The following is a 12,696-nucleotide window of genomic DNA, read 5'->3' on the forward strand; positions in this document are numbered from 1 at the left end:
GAGGACACGAGGCATGCCCGTCGACTACGAGACCATCGTCGACACCGACCTGAGCTTCCTCAAGGAGGCTTCGCGCTCGTGGCAGGACATGAGCGACAAGTTCGACGACCTGCACACCAGCTACCGCGACGACGTGAAGGGCGTCGCCGAGGCCCGCTGGAAGGGGTTCTCGGCGACCCTCTACAGCATCGAGGCGCAGAAGACGCTGGAGGAGTACGAGAGCGCCCGCAAGGAGGCCAAGGCCGTCAGCTCCCTGCTGGACGAGGCGCACAGGGTCCTCAAGAGGATGCGGCAGCGCGTTCTCGACGAGGCGAAGGCGGCGCGCGAGGCGGGCATGCACGTCAGCGCGACGGGCAAGTGCGCGATGGACTTCGACAAGGTCGAGGAGAAGTACGGCAAGGACAAGGCGGACGAGTACCGCGAGGACAAGGCGGCCCGCGAGAAGCTGGAGACGGAGTGGACCGACGCCATCGCGGCGAAGGTCAAGAACGTCCGTGACGCCGACCGCAACTTCATGGAAGCCCTCAAGTCCGACCCCTCCGACGGGGGCAAGGGCACCGAGGACGGCTTCAACGGCGCGCTGAAGGGCGACGCGGGAGCGGCCAACGCGGACCGCGCCGAGAAGCTGTACGACAAGCTCGCCGACGGCGAGAAGCTGTCCGCGCACGAGATGAGCGAGCTGCGCTTCCTCACGAAGCAGAACGAGGACGACCCCGAGTACAGCCGTACCCTCCTCGACTCCATGGGCCCCGAGGGCGTCATCAAGGCGGCCAACTCCCTGGACAACCTCGCCTACTACGACGACAAGGACCACAGGAAGCAGTACCTCGGCCTGGAGAAGAGCCTCGCCAACTCCCTGGCGACGGCGACGAAGACCGACAGCGTCAACAAGCCGGGGTCGGCCGACGCCTTCTCCGAGCGGTGGCGGAAGCGGCTGCGCGCCGACGGGGTGAAGGAGTACGACCTCACCCTCGCGGAGAAGACCGGCCACGACCCGGACCAGAAGGTACGGGGTTACCAGAGCCTCGTCAGCCTGATGGAGCAGAGCGACGAGAAGTTCGGCCGGACCTTCCTGCACGGCGTCGCCGACGACATCCGCGCCGCGGAGGACGAGAAGCAGGGCGGCGACCCGGACATCTGGGACCTGGAGGGCGACTTCTCCGGCGACAAGGACAAGAAGACCGGCCTCTTCGACCACACCGGCACGGGCCGCTTCGCCAACGACCCGCTCGACGGCGTCCTCGGCGTGATGAGCAAGGACCCGGCCGTCGCGACGTCCTACTTCGACCCCGCCACGGCCGACGGCGAAGACCGCCTCACGTACCTCCAGAAGGACCGCGACTGGGACCTGGTGGACAAGAACCACTCCCAGGTCTCCCCCGGCGGCATGGTCCAGATCGTCCCGGGCCAGGACGCCGAGGACAAGGACGCGCGCAGCGGCTTCGGGGCCGCGCTGGAGGCGGCGATGACGGGGCATGTGCCGGGGGAGAAGCCGACGGACGACTTCTCCAAGCACAGTGACGCGCAAGTGCGTGTCTTCGAGAAGGTCGTGGAGTCCTACGCGGACATCACCAAGGTCGACCAGAGCGCGATGCCGGAGAACATCCGGCAGAACATGGCCAACACCATCGCCCACTACCCGAGCGATGTACACGAGGTGCTCAGCCTGCGAGGAGTGAGCGAGACGACGGAGAACCGCGTCGGAACCGAGCGCGGCGACCTCGTCCAATTCCTGCGAGGAGCCGCCGAGGACGGCCAGGCGTTCCGTACCATCCACGACTCGCAGGTCGGCTACATCGGAGACCGGATCCAGCATCTCGACCACGACGACTTCACCCGGAAACCCGGCGGCGCGACGGACGGTGCGGAGGGCGTCGTCCGCTCCAGCGGAAAGGCGATGGGCTACCTCGACCAGATCCGGGCCGACGTGCTGGCCGACGACCGTGACAGCCAGATCGACCGGAACAACTGGGCGAAGACGTACAAGTACCACGCCTACGGCGCACCTCTGACGCCCATCCCCTACGTCGGGGACGCCGCTCAGCGCATCGTCGACATCGGCACCGGGCAGCAGGCCGCGGACCTCAACAGCGAGGTGACGGACAAGACCCGCGAGCAGCTCATCGACCACTACACGAAGAACGGCTACCCCCGGCTGGAGGAAATGATCGAGAGGCGGGCGGACGACGTCGGGGTCACCAGGGCCGAGAAGATGACGGAGGGAGGCCGCTACGCGGACCTCCAGGACGAGGCCGAAGGCGGCTACGGCAAAGGAATCGGCGATTCCAAGGGATTCACGGGTGAGTGAGGTCGCATGACGGAGCCGGCCAGTACAAGTACGCGCCTTCCGGGCCGCAAGGCGTTCGTCCTCGCGGCCGTCGCCACCTCTGTCGTCGCCGTGACGGCAGGCGGATGCCTGTGGGGCGGGAGCGACAGTTCAGCGGAAGAGGCGGCGTTCTGCCAGTCCCTTCTCCCCTCGGGAGAGGACGCCGAGGAGTCGGCCTCCCTCACCGAATGCGGCACGAAGCTGGAAACCGCTGCCACTGGGCGGGCCGCCGGGGAACGGCCGCCCGCGACCCCCGGTCGGCACACGGCGGAGCAGCGTCGCGTCCTGGAGAAGGCCGTCGCCGCCTACGCGGACCGAACGGCGGAGGACCCCGGGAGCATGCCCACGGAGATCCGTCAGCACCTGGCCAACGCCCTGGCACACCATCCCCGCGAGGTGCACGGCGCGCTGCACGAGGGCGACGGCCCGGCCGGTGACGAAGGCGCTCCGGGCCCGGGAGACGGAGAGCTGGAAACAGTGGACGTCACCCGCGTCCTGCGCGCGGTCTTCGAGGACGGCAGTGCCTTCGCCACCGTGCAGAAGTCCCAGACGCACATCGTCTCCGCGAACCTCCAGGGCCTCGGCAAGGACGACTTCATCGACACCCCGGACCACGCGGACCAGGCCACGGCCGTCGTCAAGGACGCGGGCTCCGTGCTGGGCCGCCTCTACCGGATTCGCAGCGAGGCCATCGACAGTCGCACATCGGAAGATGCCACGGAGGCGAAGAAGCTCTCGGTGAGGCACTACGAGCAGAACGGCTTCCCCCACCTCGAAGCGCTGATCCAGAACAGGACCGAAGAAGTGGGGCTCTCCGAAAACCAGCTTCGCGGAGACCGCACGCAGGGGCTCTTCGACGATGCGGAGGGCGCCTTCAACGGTTCATGAGGCGACGCTCCGTCCTGGCGGCCCGCTCGCGCTCGTACGCGAGAAAGTACGGGCGGATCAACGGCCGCCCGTCCATGACCCACGGCCACACATCGGCCGCCCGTTCCGCGTACGGGCTGCGGTGCGCGGGGAGCGGGCCCGGCGCGGGGCCCGCCGTCGGTAACGGCCACCCCGCGACAGCCGTGCACCGCCGACGCCTCCCCGTCGGCGGTATCAGCCGGGACAGGACCCAGCCGCAGCCCCGACGGACAAGGCCGCGCACCCCGGGCCGGTGGCAGCGGCCGTCGCCGGGGCTCACGGCCACGTCACCGCCTCCGGCACGGTCGTCCACTCCCGTCCGCCGCCGACGGGCCGCAGATAGACGACCCAGTGCGCGTTCCCGAGATGTCCGAGGCCCGCGAGATGGCTCACTTCGGCGTACGGCAACACGGCCATGAGCACCCCCACCCGCCCCGTCGCGCTATCCCTCACCGTCCGCCCCAGATGCCCACCCCACGGCGGCACCGGTCGCTCTGCGTCCATCCCCATGTGCGTCTCCCTCACCGACAGTTGCCCTGTTCCACGGAAGATGTTGTCTGCGTATCGGTACGCTCACCAGGGGTGACATCTTTAAGAGCCGCGAATTTAAGATCATCCAGAGCAGGTGACCCATGCCTCGTTCCAAATCCCTGGATCCGCGCTCCTCCCTTGCGGCGGCGCTGGGCTCCAAAGTCCGCCGCCTACGCGAGGGTTTGGGCTGGTCACAGCAGGCTCTCGCGGATCGCGTCTACGTCTCCGCGTCCCGCATCGCCCAGATCGAACTCGCCACGGAGCCACCGAACGAGGACCTGGCACGCGACCTCGACCGCGTCCTCAAAGCCGACGACGAGATCAACGTCGCCTGGTGGCACATGAACCGCGAGCGGCACCCGGACTGGGTTCGCCCATACATGGAACTGGAGGAGCGCGCGGTAAGGATGCGGTACTACGCGTCTCAGCTCGTGCCTGGGCTTCTCCAGACCCCGGCTTACGCCAAAGCGCTTCTGCTGGCCGGACAGCCAGACCTCTCAGAGCCGCAGTTGAAGCAGCAGGTGGAAGCGCGAATGAGCCGCCGCAGCCTCCTGGAGGGAGAAGATCCACTTCACCTGTGGGTGGTGCTGGACGAGTCCATTCTCCTGCGTTCGTTCAGCAACGACCCCAGGATCATGGACGAGCAGTTCGCACATCTGCTGGCGATGACGGAGCACCCCCACATTCAGCTACAGGTACTGCCGCTTGCGGCGGGCATACACGCAGCCCTGGGTGGCTCACTCATCTTGCTGAGCTTTCCGGACGGGCCGGACGCCGCCTATCTGGCAGGGCTGGGAACCGGTGAAGTTGTAGAGTCACCGCGAGCCGTGAGGCGGTACTCAACGATTTACGACCACCTCCTGGTCAAGTCGCTGCCACCTACGGACAGTCGGGAACTGATCAGGGCCACGATGGAGGAACGCAACCGATGTCCCCCGCCTACGAACGAGACCTGAGCACTGCCACATGGCGCAAGTCGAGCTACAGCGACAGCCAGGGCGGCGAATGTCTGGAGATAGCCGAGGGCTTCCCCGGCGCCGCCACATGGCGCAAGTCGAGCCATAGCGACAGCCAAGGCGGCGCCTGCGTGGAGGTAGCCGACACGGTCAAGAGCCTCGTCCCCGTCCGCGACAGCAAGGACCCGGCCCGCACCCCGCTCGTCTTCCAGGGCCCGGCCTGGGCGGCCTTTGTCGCGGCGCTGCAAGAGGCGCGGATCTGAAGAGGCGCTGAGGTCGGTCACCGGGCGGGAGGGGACGTGGCGGGGTGTCCCCGCAAGTGGTGGCGACGAGTGACGGCGGACAGCCAGCAACGAGACCCGCACTTGTCGCCGCCCGAGGAGACACCCCGGCGCGGCACCGACCCCCACCACACAGCAATCCCACACGGCCACCGGCACCAGCCAAGAAACACGCGGCGCCAGCCGCGTACTACCGGTCCACACGCCGCGCCGAAGCCACCGGCCCGCCCCCGGACTCGAAACCGCACCCCCACGCACCGCCCCCACCCCGTGCAGCGGCACAAAACCCAGCGCGGGACCCTACGGCACCCACCCCACCGGCAAACCGTCCCGCGCAACACCCCCGTGAAGCGGCCAACCCCCCGTTTCCTTCCGCCCCCGCGAAGGGGACCCGCAGCGACCTCGAAGGCGAGGCACCCGTATGACCGACGCGCACCCGCTCGACCTCCCCGAAGGCGACCCCTTCGGACCGGACAACCTGCCGTACGGGCTGTTCACCACGGCGGAGACACCCGAGCGGCACCGCATCGGCGTCCGGTACGGCGCCCACGTGCTCGACGCGGGCGCCGTGGCGGCGGCGCTCGGCTCGGAGCACACCGCGCTGCTCCAGGCCCCCGCGCTCAACCCGCTGATGGCGGCCGGCCGGCCGGTCTGGGACGCCGTACGTGCCGAGCTGCGCGGCTGGTTCACGGACCGCGCCCACGCGGCGGTCGTCACCCCGCACCTGTGGTCGCTGTCCGCCGTGACCCTCCACCTCCCGTTCGAGGTGGCGGACTACGTGGACTTCTACGCGAGCGAGCACCACGCCACCAACGTCGGCAGGATCTTCCGCCCGGACGGCGACGCGCTGACGCCCAACTGGAAGCACCTGCCGATCGGTTACCACGGCCGCGCGGGCACCGTCGTCGTCTCCGGCACCCCGGTCGTGCGCCCGCAGGGGCAGCGCAAGCCGCGCGACGAGACCGTGCCCACGTTCGGGCCCTCGCGGCGGCTGGACATCGAGGCGGAGGTCGGCTTCGTCGTCGGCACCCCGACCCAGCTCGGCACCTCCGTGCCGCTCTCCTCCTTCCGCGACCACGTCTTCGGGGTGACGCTCCTCAACGACTGGTCGGCGCGCGACATCCAGGCGTGGGAGTACGTGCCGCTGGGCCCGTTCCTCGGCAAGTCCTTCGCGACGTCCGTCTCGCCGTGGATCACCCCGCTCCCCGCACTCGACGCGGCCCGCACCGCGCCCCCGGCCCGCGACGTCCCCCTGCTCCCCTACCTGGACGACGCGGCCGAGCCCGATCCTGGCGGCCTCGACCTGCGGCTGACGGTCACGCTCAACGGCCACACCGTCGCCGAGCCGCCCTTCTCCGCCATGTACTGGACGGCCGCGCAGCAGCTCGCCCACATGACGGTCAACGGCGCCTCCCTGCGCACCGGCGACCTCTACGCCTCGGGCACGGTCAGCGGGCCCGAGCCTGGGCAGCGCGGCTCGCTGTTGGAGCTGACGTGGGGCGGGAGCGAACCGCTCGAACTCCCCGACGGGAAGCGGGCGTTCCTGGAGGACGGCGACGAGGTGGTCCTCAGCGCCTGGGCGCCGGGCCCCGGCGGCACCCGTATCGGCATGGGCGAGGTCCGGGGCACGGTCAGCCACTCGGCCTGACGCGGGAACGCCCCGCCTCCCGGGCTCCCAAGGCTCTCCGGGGAGGGGAGGCGGGGCGCGCGCTCACGCGAACTGCTCGTAGACAGCGCGCACATACTCGGCGCTGCGCTCGGAGCCGATGATCCCGGCGCCCATCTTGTTCATCACGTACGAGATGGTCAGTCGGCGGTCCAGATCCATGATGATCACGGAGCCGCCCCAGCCGCCCCAGAAGCAGATCCGCCCGTCGGGCAGCCAGGGGAGCGACTCCTGGCACGGCAGCCCGAAGCCGATGCCCCAGCGCAGCGGGATGCCGAGGACGAGATCGGTGCCTTCCGCCTGGACGTCGAAGACGAGGTCGATCGTCTTCTTGCCGAGCAGCCGCACCCCGTCGACCTCGCCGCCGCGCGCCAGCGCCGAGAGGATGCGGGCGACGGAGCGCGCGTTGCCGTGGCCGTTCACCGCGCCGAGGTCCGCAGCGCGCCACTCCGGCGTGTTGGCGGCCTCGGCGCTGCCCGCCGGCCCGGTCATGCTCTTGTAGGCGGGGCTCTGCGGGTCGATGGCGGAAAAGTCGATGTCCAGCGGGGGCGGCGGGACGACGTCCGCGATGCGGTGCGCGTCACGCTCGGCGGCGCCGATCTGGAAGTCGGCCCCGAGCGGGCCCGCGATCTCCTCGGCGACGAACCGCTTCAGCGGGCGCCCGTCGACCCTGCGGACGACCTCGCCGATGAGGTGCCCGTAGTTCATGAGGTGGTAGCCCGACGCGCTGCCCGGCGTCCACCACGGGGCCTGCGCCGCCATGCGGGCCGCAGCGCCCCGCTCGTCGTAGAGGTCCTCGACCGAGGCGGGCTGCTCCAGGCCCGAGACGCCGGAGGTGTGCGAGAGCAGATGGCGGATCTCGACGTCCTGCTTGCCGTTGGCCGCGAACTCCGGCCAGTACGTGGCCACCGGCGCGTACGCGTCCAGCTGGCCCCGGTCCACGAGCATGAGCGCGGCGAGTGCGGTGACGGTCTTCGTCGTCGACCACACGTTGACGAGGGTGTGCTCGTCCCAGGCGACGGTGCGGGCGGTGTCGCGGTGGCCGCCCCAGACGTCGACGACACGCTCGCCGTCGACGTCCACGACCAGCGAGGCCCCCAGTTCCTCACCGGATTCGAGGTTCTTCTCCAGTGCGGCGCGTACTGCCTCGAAGCGCGGCTCGGATATGCCCTGAAGGTGCGTCATCGTCGTTCGCTCTCCCTTTTCGCTTGTCCGTGTCACGGCCCGTACGCGTGTCGCCCGTGTGCGGTCCGCGCGCGCCCGTGCCCGTGCCGGTACAACTCGCCCGCACCGCCCGCCTGTTCCGCGTCAGCCCGTCGTGAGGACCTTGTCCAGCTCGTCCCAGCGCGCGATCTCGCAGCCGTTGCCGCGGTCGTAGTCCGCGTCGACGCGGCGGCCCGACCAGGTGCCCTCGATGTGGGCCGTGGCGGGCCCGCCGTGGATCTGGGTGCACGGGGTGCCGTGTGAGGTGGGCGCGAAGGTGTCCTGGCCCCAGCGGGAGTTGCCGTCGAGCTGGTCGCAGGCGGCCCGCGCGTTCGGGTGGGTGCCGCCCGCGGGGTGGCAGTCGAGGGTGTACGTCCTGGCGTCGGCGGGGTCGCCGGTCTCCGAGACGGTGACGGTGAGGCTGTCCGAGGGCCGCTCGACGGGCGTCGGCAGCGGGAGGGGCGCGGCGGTCGCCGTCGCCGGGGACAGCGCGGCGGTGGACGTGGCGGCTGCCGCGAGAACGACGGTGGCGGCGAGACGGCGCATGAACATGGGTGAGGCTCCTGGAGGGGACGTTCCGCGGGGGACCACGGAAGGGTGGACGGTGGCCGCCTGGCCCGATGACCGGGTGGCCGAATGACCGGGTGACGATGGACATGCCACGTCGCCCTCGGCCCCACCAACGCGCGTCGGCCCGTGAGGTTGCGGCCTCCCACCCCGTACCCCTCGCACGGGTGGTGCCCGGCGCTCCTGTCCGAACGCCGGGCACCGGACACCCGTGAAAACCCCCGGAACGCCGGGATCAGCCGCCGCTGGGCAGCAGCTTCTCCAGTTCCTTCGGGTCCTTGGGCAGCGTCCTGGGCGCGTCGGCCACCTTGCCGTACGTGTCGGTGTCCCCTCCGTTCCACGCCACCTTGAGGGACTTGGCCTCCAGCTTCTCGACGGTGCCGTTGGTGCGCTCCTCGCCGATGCCGCCGGGGCACTTGAGCGTCAGCGTCTGCTGGTCCCCGCTGCCCGTGGCCCGGCCCGTGCAGGTCTTGCCGTCGCGCAGCAGGGTGACGCCGTCACCGGCGATGGTGAGGACGAAGTCCTTGCCGTCCACCTTCGTCGTCCACACGCCGGAGAGGGTCACGGGCGCGTCGTCCGCCGGTTCCTGGCTCACGCCGCCCTCCGGCGCCTCGGCCGACGGCTTCGCCTCGCTGCCACCGCCCCCGCTGCCTCCGTCGTCGCCGCCGCTCCCGCAGCCGCTCACCAGCAGCCCAACCGCCGCCACAGCGACCGCTGCCCCCGTCATCCGCGCTGATGTGCGCACGTGCGTTTCCCTCCGTCTGGTTCCCGTCCGGCTGACCGCCGGACCCTGATCGTCGCCAGGATCACGACAAGCTAGCAGGGCGCTCCTACGCGGGTACGGGGGGCCTTTCAGGCCGCGTGCGGGCGCAGCCGCGCGGCGCCGCGTCCCAGATGGACGGCCGCGGCCAGCGGGATCACCATGGCGATCAGGTGTGCGCCGAAGACCGCGTTGGCGGTGAGGCCGCTGGTGAAGGCGAACGGCGCGGCAGCCGCGGGGATCACCAGCAGGGGCGAGAGGGCGCAGACGGCGCCCAGGCGCTTGTCCCGCCGGGACCACGCCGTGGAGCGCCAGATCCGGACGACGGCGACGACGGCCAGGACGAGGCCGACGCCCAAGACCCAGAACGGGGCGGCCAGCACCATCAGGGCCAGAGTCAGCGTGGTGCGCGCACGGCTCTCCGGCCGCAGCGGGTCGACGCCGGGCTCTTCGGCGATCGCGGCGGCGGCGATCTCCCGGGGGGTGCCGAGCCGGTCCAGGGCCTGCTGGACCGCCGCGTCATCGGCATCCCCCGGCAGCACGGACCCGATGTGCTCGCGCAGGTCCGCCACCAGCTCACGGCGCCGTTCGTCGGGCAGCACCGCCGCCTCCCGCTCGACCGAGGCCAGGTAGGCGCGGACCAGCGGGTGGGTCAGGGGCTCGCTCATGATTCAGCTCCAGGATCGAGGAATCGGTCAACAGCATCGCGGAAACCGGGCCAGTGCCCGGAGAACTCCTCCAGCGCCTGCCGTCCTTGGTCGGTCAGCTCGTAGTACCTGCGGGACGGCCCGCTGGCCGACTCCGTCAGGAACGTGTCCGCCAGGCCGCTTCTGCGCAGACGGGACAGCAGCGGATACAGCGTTCCCTGGCTGGTCGCCATGACCGGCGTATCCGCGAGCGCGTCCAGTAGTTCCACCCCGTAGCGGGGCCTGTCACGCAGCAACGCCAGGACGCAGAACTCCAGCACGCCCTTGCGCAACTGGCTCACGCCGCGTACGTCCCCCGGGTTGCTTGCTTCACCAGCTACCATGCAATGCATACTAGGTGCCGTGTCAACTCCCGGCTCGGCGCCCGCACGCGACGGAGAGCCCTCCACACCACGTACACACGGCCCTCCACACACTGCTGTTACGTTGACGTGCGCCCCTGATCAGGCGGGTGCGCGAGGACAACGGAGGGACTACGGACGTGCGCACTTCGACCCGGACGCTCGCCGTCGCCGCGGCGGTCGCGGCCGGACTGGCGCTCACCGGATGCGGTGGCGGCAGCGACAGCGGCAACGGCGACGACAAGGCCGACGCGAAGCCCAGCCAGGAGGCGCAGCCCTCGCAGCAGCCCGCGGGCGAGCCCGGCGAGCTGGACGGCATCTGGGGCACCGGCTCGGAGGACGCCGCGACGGGCGGTGAGCAGGAGGTGCTCACCATGTCGCAGGGCAAGGCCGTCCTCGTCGTGGGGAAGACCATGTGCGAGGGCGCCGTGGACAGTTCGGCGCAGCCGGTGACCGCGACCTTCAAGTGCCCCGACGGCAACAAGGACTACGCGAAGGGCACGCTCGTCGCCTCCGGCAAGAAGCTCACCGTCACCTGGGCGTCCGGCGGGAAGTCGGCCATGACCAAGAAGGCGGGCGCCTCCCAGCTGCCGACGCAGATGCCCAGCGGGCTGCCCAGCGACATGGCGACCGAGGCGCCCACCGAGGCACCGAGCGCGGCGCCCGGCAACTGACCCGGCAACTGAGCCCTGCCCCGCCCCGCACGCGACCGTGCCGCGCCCCGCACCCCTTCACGGGGCGGGACGCGGCACGGTCGCTCGCGTACGCGCAGGAGGCGCGGGATCGCGCGGGCCTACCGGACGAACACCCCGGCCTGCCCCGCCAGATCCAGGAAGTACTGCGGCGCCACACCCAGCACCACGGTGACGGCGACCCCCACCGTGATGGCGGCCGTCGTCATGATGCTGGGGACCGCGACCGAGGGCCCGTCGGCCTGCGGTTCGCTGAAGAACATCAGCACGATGACGCGGATGTAGAAGAACGCCGCGATGGCCGACGAGACGACACCCACGACCACCAGCGCCCCGGCCCCGCCCTCGGCCGCCGCCTTGAAGACGGCGAACTTGCCGGCGAAGCCCGACGTCAGCGGGATCCCGGCGAAGGCCAGCAGGAAGACGGCGAACACGGCGGCCAGCAGTGGCGAACGCCGCCCGAGTCCCGCCCACTTGGACAGGTGCGTCGCCTCGCCCCCCGCGTCCCGCACCAGCGTGACCACGGCGAACGCGCCCAGCGTCACGAAGGAGTAGCCCGCCAGGTAGAAGAGCACCGAGGAGACGCCGTCCTCCGAGGTGGCGATGACGCCCGCGAGGAGGAAGCCCGCGTGCGCGATGGAGGAGTAGGCGAGCAGCCGCTTGATGTCGGTCTGGGTGATGGCGACGATCGCGCCCGCCAGCATGGTGAGGATCGCGACCCCCCACATCACGGGCCGCCAGTCCCAGCGCAGCCCCGGCAGCACCACGTACAGCAGCCGCAGCAGCGCCCCGAACGCGGCAACCTTGGTGGCGGCGGCCATGAAGCCGGTGACCGGGGTCGGCGCGCCCTGGTACACGTCGGGCGTCCACATGTGGAAGGGCACGGCGCCGACCTTGAACAGCAGCCCCATGATCACCATCGCGCCGCCGATCAGCAGCAGCGCGTCGTTGCCCGTGGAGTCCGCCAGTGCCGCGTTGGTGGTCTGCTCGGCGTTGGCGACGACGCGGGCGATGCCCGAGTAGCCGACGGTGCCCGCGTAGCCGTAGAGCAGTGCCGTGCCGAAGAGCAGGAACGCGGAGGAGAAGGCCCCCAGCAGGAAGTACTTGACCGCCGCCTCCTGGCTGAGCAGCCTGCGGCGCCTGGCCACGGCGCACAGCAGGTACAGCGGCAGCGAGAAGACCTCCAGCGCGATGAACAGCGTCAGCAGATCGTTGGCCGCCGGGAAGATCAGCATGCCGCCGACGGCGAAGAGCAGCAGCGGGAAGACCTCGGTGGTCGTCCAGCCCGCCTTCGTGGCCTCCCGCTCGCCCTCGCCGCCCGGCACGGCCGCCGGCTGCGCCGCGAAGGAGTCGCCCCGGGTCCCGGCTCCGTGGGAGACCGGCTCCAGTTTGCGCTCGGCGAAGACGAACACCGAAACGAGCGCGACCAGCAGGATCGTGCCCTGGAGGAAGAGCGCCGGGCCGTCCACCGCGATGGCGCCCATGCCCGCGATCTGCGCCTTGCTGGTGCCGTGCCCGCTGACGGCGAGCCCGACGACGGCCGCGAAGGACGCCGCGAGCGCCAGCGAGGAGAGCAGCACCTGGGAGCCGTAGCGGACCTTACGGGGCGCGAACGCCTCGATGAGGATGCCGATGACGGCAGCGGTCAGGACGATCAGCGTCGGCGAGAGCTGTCCGTACTCGATCGTCGGGGCCTGGAGCTGTTCCGCTCCGAGTGTCCACAGGCTGGGGACGGATTCGGCCGCTCCCGCCGTTACCAC

At 70.7% G+C, this 12,696-nt stretch carries 13 protein-coding genes; 6 read left to right on the plus strand and 7 right to left on the minus strand.

All coding sequences use genetic code 11. The features are described from left to right. The first annotated feature begins 13 nt into the window (after window positions 1-13). Complete coding sequence (locus ACWGJ2_RS16855) at window positions 14-2,308, plus strand: hypothetical protein (protein ID WP_453346848.1); 2,295 nt, start codon at window positions 14-16, stop codon at window positions 2,306-2,308. A gap of 6 nt (window positions 2,309-2,314) precedes the next feature. Then, entirely contained in the window at window positions 2,315-3,214 is a 900-nt protein-coding gene (locus tag ACWGJ2_RS16860) for a hypothetical protein (protein ID WP_453346849.1), read from the plus strand. 294 nt (window positions 3,215-3,508) lie between these two features. Here ACWGJ2_RS16860 and ACWGJ2_RS16865 read toward each other — a convergent pair whose 3' ends face one another. Continuing rightward, on the minus strand, window positions 3,509-3,649 hold the full coding sequence (locus tag ACWGJ2_RS16865) for a hypothetical protein (RefSeq protein WP_453346850.1): 141 nt from the start codon (window positions 3,647-3,649) through the stop codon (window positions 3,509-3,511). Between the two features lie 215 nt (window positions 3,650-3,864). On the opposite strand from ACWGJ2_RS16865, the gene ACWGJ2_RS16870 reads away from it, so the two are divergent. The 3 genes from ACWGJ2_RS16870 (at window position 3,865) to fahA (ending at window position 6,648) form a co-directional block, all read left to right on the plus strand. Beyond that, window positions 3,865-4,719, plus strand: a complete 855-nt coding sequence (locus ACWGJ2_RS16870) for a helix-turn-helix domain-containing protein (RefSeq protein ID WP_453346851.1) — start codon at window positions 3,865-3,867, stop codon at window positions 4,717-4,719. Then, window positions 4,692-4,982, plus strand: a complete 291-nt coding sequence (locus tag ACWGJ2_RS16875) for a DUF397 domain-containing protein (RefSeq protein WP_453346852.1) — start codon at window positions 4,692-4,694, stop codon at window positions 4,980-4,982. The genes ACWGJ2_RS16870 and ACWGJ2_RS16875 overlap by 28 nt, the downstream gene beginning before the upstream one ends. A 439-nt stretch (window positions 4,983-5,421) precedes the next feature. Then, window positions 5,422-6,648: a fumarylacetoacetase gene (gene fahA, locus ACWGJ2_RS16880; protein ID WP_453346853.1), complete on the plus strand. Its 1,227-nt coding sequence runs from the start codon at window positions 5,422-5,424 to the stop codon at window positions 6,646-6,648. A 63-nt stretch (window positions 6,649-6,711) separates the two neighbouring features. Here the strand turns inward: fahA and ACWGJ2_RS16885 are convergent, their stop codons facing one another. The 5 genes from ACWGJ2_RS16885 to ACWGJ2_RS16905 form a co-directional block, all read right to left on the minus strand. Beyond that, a complete protein-coding gene (locus ACWGJ2_RS16885; protein ID WP_453346854.1) occupies window positions 6,712-7,851 on the minus strand; it encodes a serine hydrolase domain-containing protein in 1,140 nt (379 codons plus the stop codon). A gap of 123 nt (window positions 7,852-7,974) precedes the next feature. Next, window positions 7,975-8,421, minus strand: coding sequence for an SSI family serine proteinase inhibitor (locus tag ACWGJ2_RS16890; protein WP_453346855.1), 447 nt, complete (start codon window positions 8,419-8,421; stop codon window positions 7,975-7,977). 250 nt (window positions 8,422-8,671) lie between these two features. After that, window positions 8,672-9,181 carry a hypothetical protein gene (locus tag ACWGJ2_RS16895; RefSeq protein WP_453346856.1) on the minus strand — a complete coding sequence of 170 codons (510 nt, stop codon included), beginning with the start codon at window positions 9,179-9,181 and terminating at the stop codon, window positions 8,672-8,674. 107 nt (window positions 9,182-9,288) lie between these two features. Then, entirely contained in the window at window positions 9,289-9,864 is a 576-nt protein-coding gene (locus ACWGJ2_RS16900) for an HAAS signaling domain-containing protein (RefSeq protein ID WP_453346857.1), read from the minus strand. Continuing rightward, complete coding sequence (locus ACWGJ2_RS16905) at window positions 9,861-10,226, minus strand: PadR family transcriptional regulator (RefSeq protein WP_453346858.1); 366 nt, start codon at window positions 10,224-10,226, stop codon at window positions 9,861-9,863. The genes ACWGJ2_RS16900 and ACWGJ2_RS16905 overlap by 4 nt, the downstream gene beginning before the upstream one ends. Window positions 10,227-10,384: 158 nt before the next feature. On the opposite strand from ACWGJ2_RS16905, the gene ACWGJ2_RS16910 reads away from it, so the two are divergent. Next, entirely contained in the window at window positions 10,385-10,918 is a 534-nt protein-coding gene (locus ACWGJ2_RS16910; RefSeq protein ID WP_453346859.1) for a hypothetical protein, read from the plus strand. 119 nt (window positions 10,919-11,037) lie between these two features. Here ACWGJ2_RS16910 and nuoN read toward each other — a convergent pair whose 3' ends face one another. Next, complete coding sequence (gene nuoN / locus ACWGJ2_RS16915) at window positions 11,038-12,696, minus strand: NADH-quinone oxidoreductase subunit NuoN (RefSeq protein WP_453346897.1); 1,659 nt, start codon at window positions 12,694-12,696, stop codon at window positions 11,038-11,040.

Source organism: Streptomyces sp. NPDC054796 (assembly GCF_053611545.1).

What these genes read in the sequence shown, in the direction of transcription:
- ACWGJ2_RS16855 (WP_453346848.1), top strand. Translation starts at nt 14, where the DNA reads ATGCCCGTCGACTACGAGACCATCGTCGACACCGACCTGAGCTTCCTC.
- ACWGJ2_RS16860 (WP_453346849.1), top strand. Translation starts at nt 2,315, where the DNA reads ATGACGGAGCCGGCCAGTACAAGTACGCGCCTTCCGGGCCGCAAGGCG.
- ACWGJ2_RS16865 (WP_453346850.1), bottom strand. Translation starts at nt 3,649, where the DNA reads ATGGCCGTGTTGCCGTACGCCGAAGTGAGCCATCTCGCGGGCCTCGGA.
- ACWGJ2_RS16870 (WP_453346851.1), top strand. Translation starts at nt 3,865, where the DNA reads ATGCCTCGTTCCAAATCCCTGGATCCGCGCTCCTCCCTTGCGGCGGCG.
- ACWGJ2_RS16875 (WP_453346852.1), top strand. Translation starts at nt 4,692, where the DNA reads ATGTCCCCCGCCTACGAACGAGACCTGAGCACTGCCACATGGCGCAAG.
- fahA (WP_453346853.1), top strand. Translation starts at nt 5,422, where the DNA reads ATGACCGACGCGCACCCGCTCGACCTCCCCGAAGGCGACCCCTTCGGA.
- ACWGJ2_RS16885 (WP_453346854.1), bottom strand. Translation starts at nt 7,851, where the DNA reads ATGACGCACCTTCAGGGCATATCCGAGCCGCGCTTCGAGGCAGTACGC.
- ACWGJ2_RS16890 (WP_453346855.1), bottom strand. Translation starts at nt 8,421, where the DNA reads ATGTTCATGCGCCGTCTCGCCGCCACCGTCGTTCTCGCGGCAGCCGCC.
- ACWGJ2_RS16900 (WP_453346857.1), bottom strand. Translation starts at nt 9,864, where the DNA reads ATGAGCGAGCCCCTGACCCACCCGCTGGTCCGCGCCTACCTGGCCTCG.
- ACWGJ2_RS16905 (WP_453346858.1), bottom strand. Translation starts at nt 10,226, where the DNA reads ATGGTAGCTGGTGAAGCAAGCAACCCGGGGGACGTACGCGGCGTGAGC.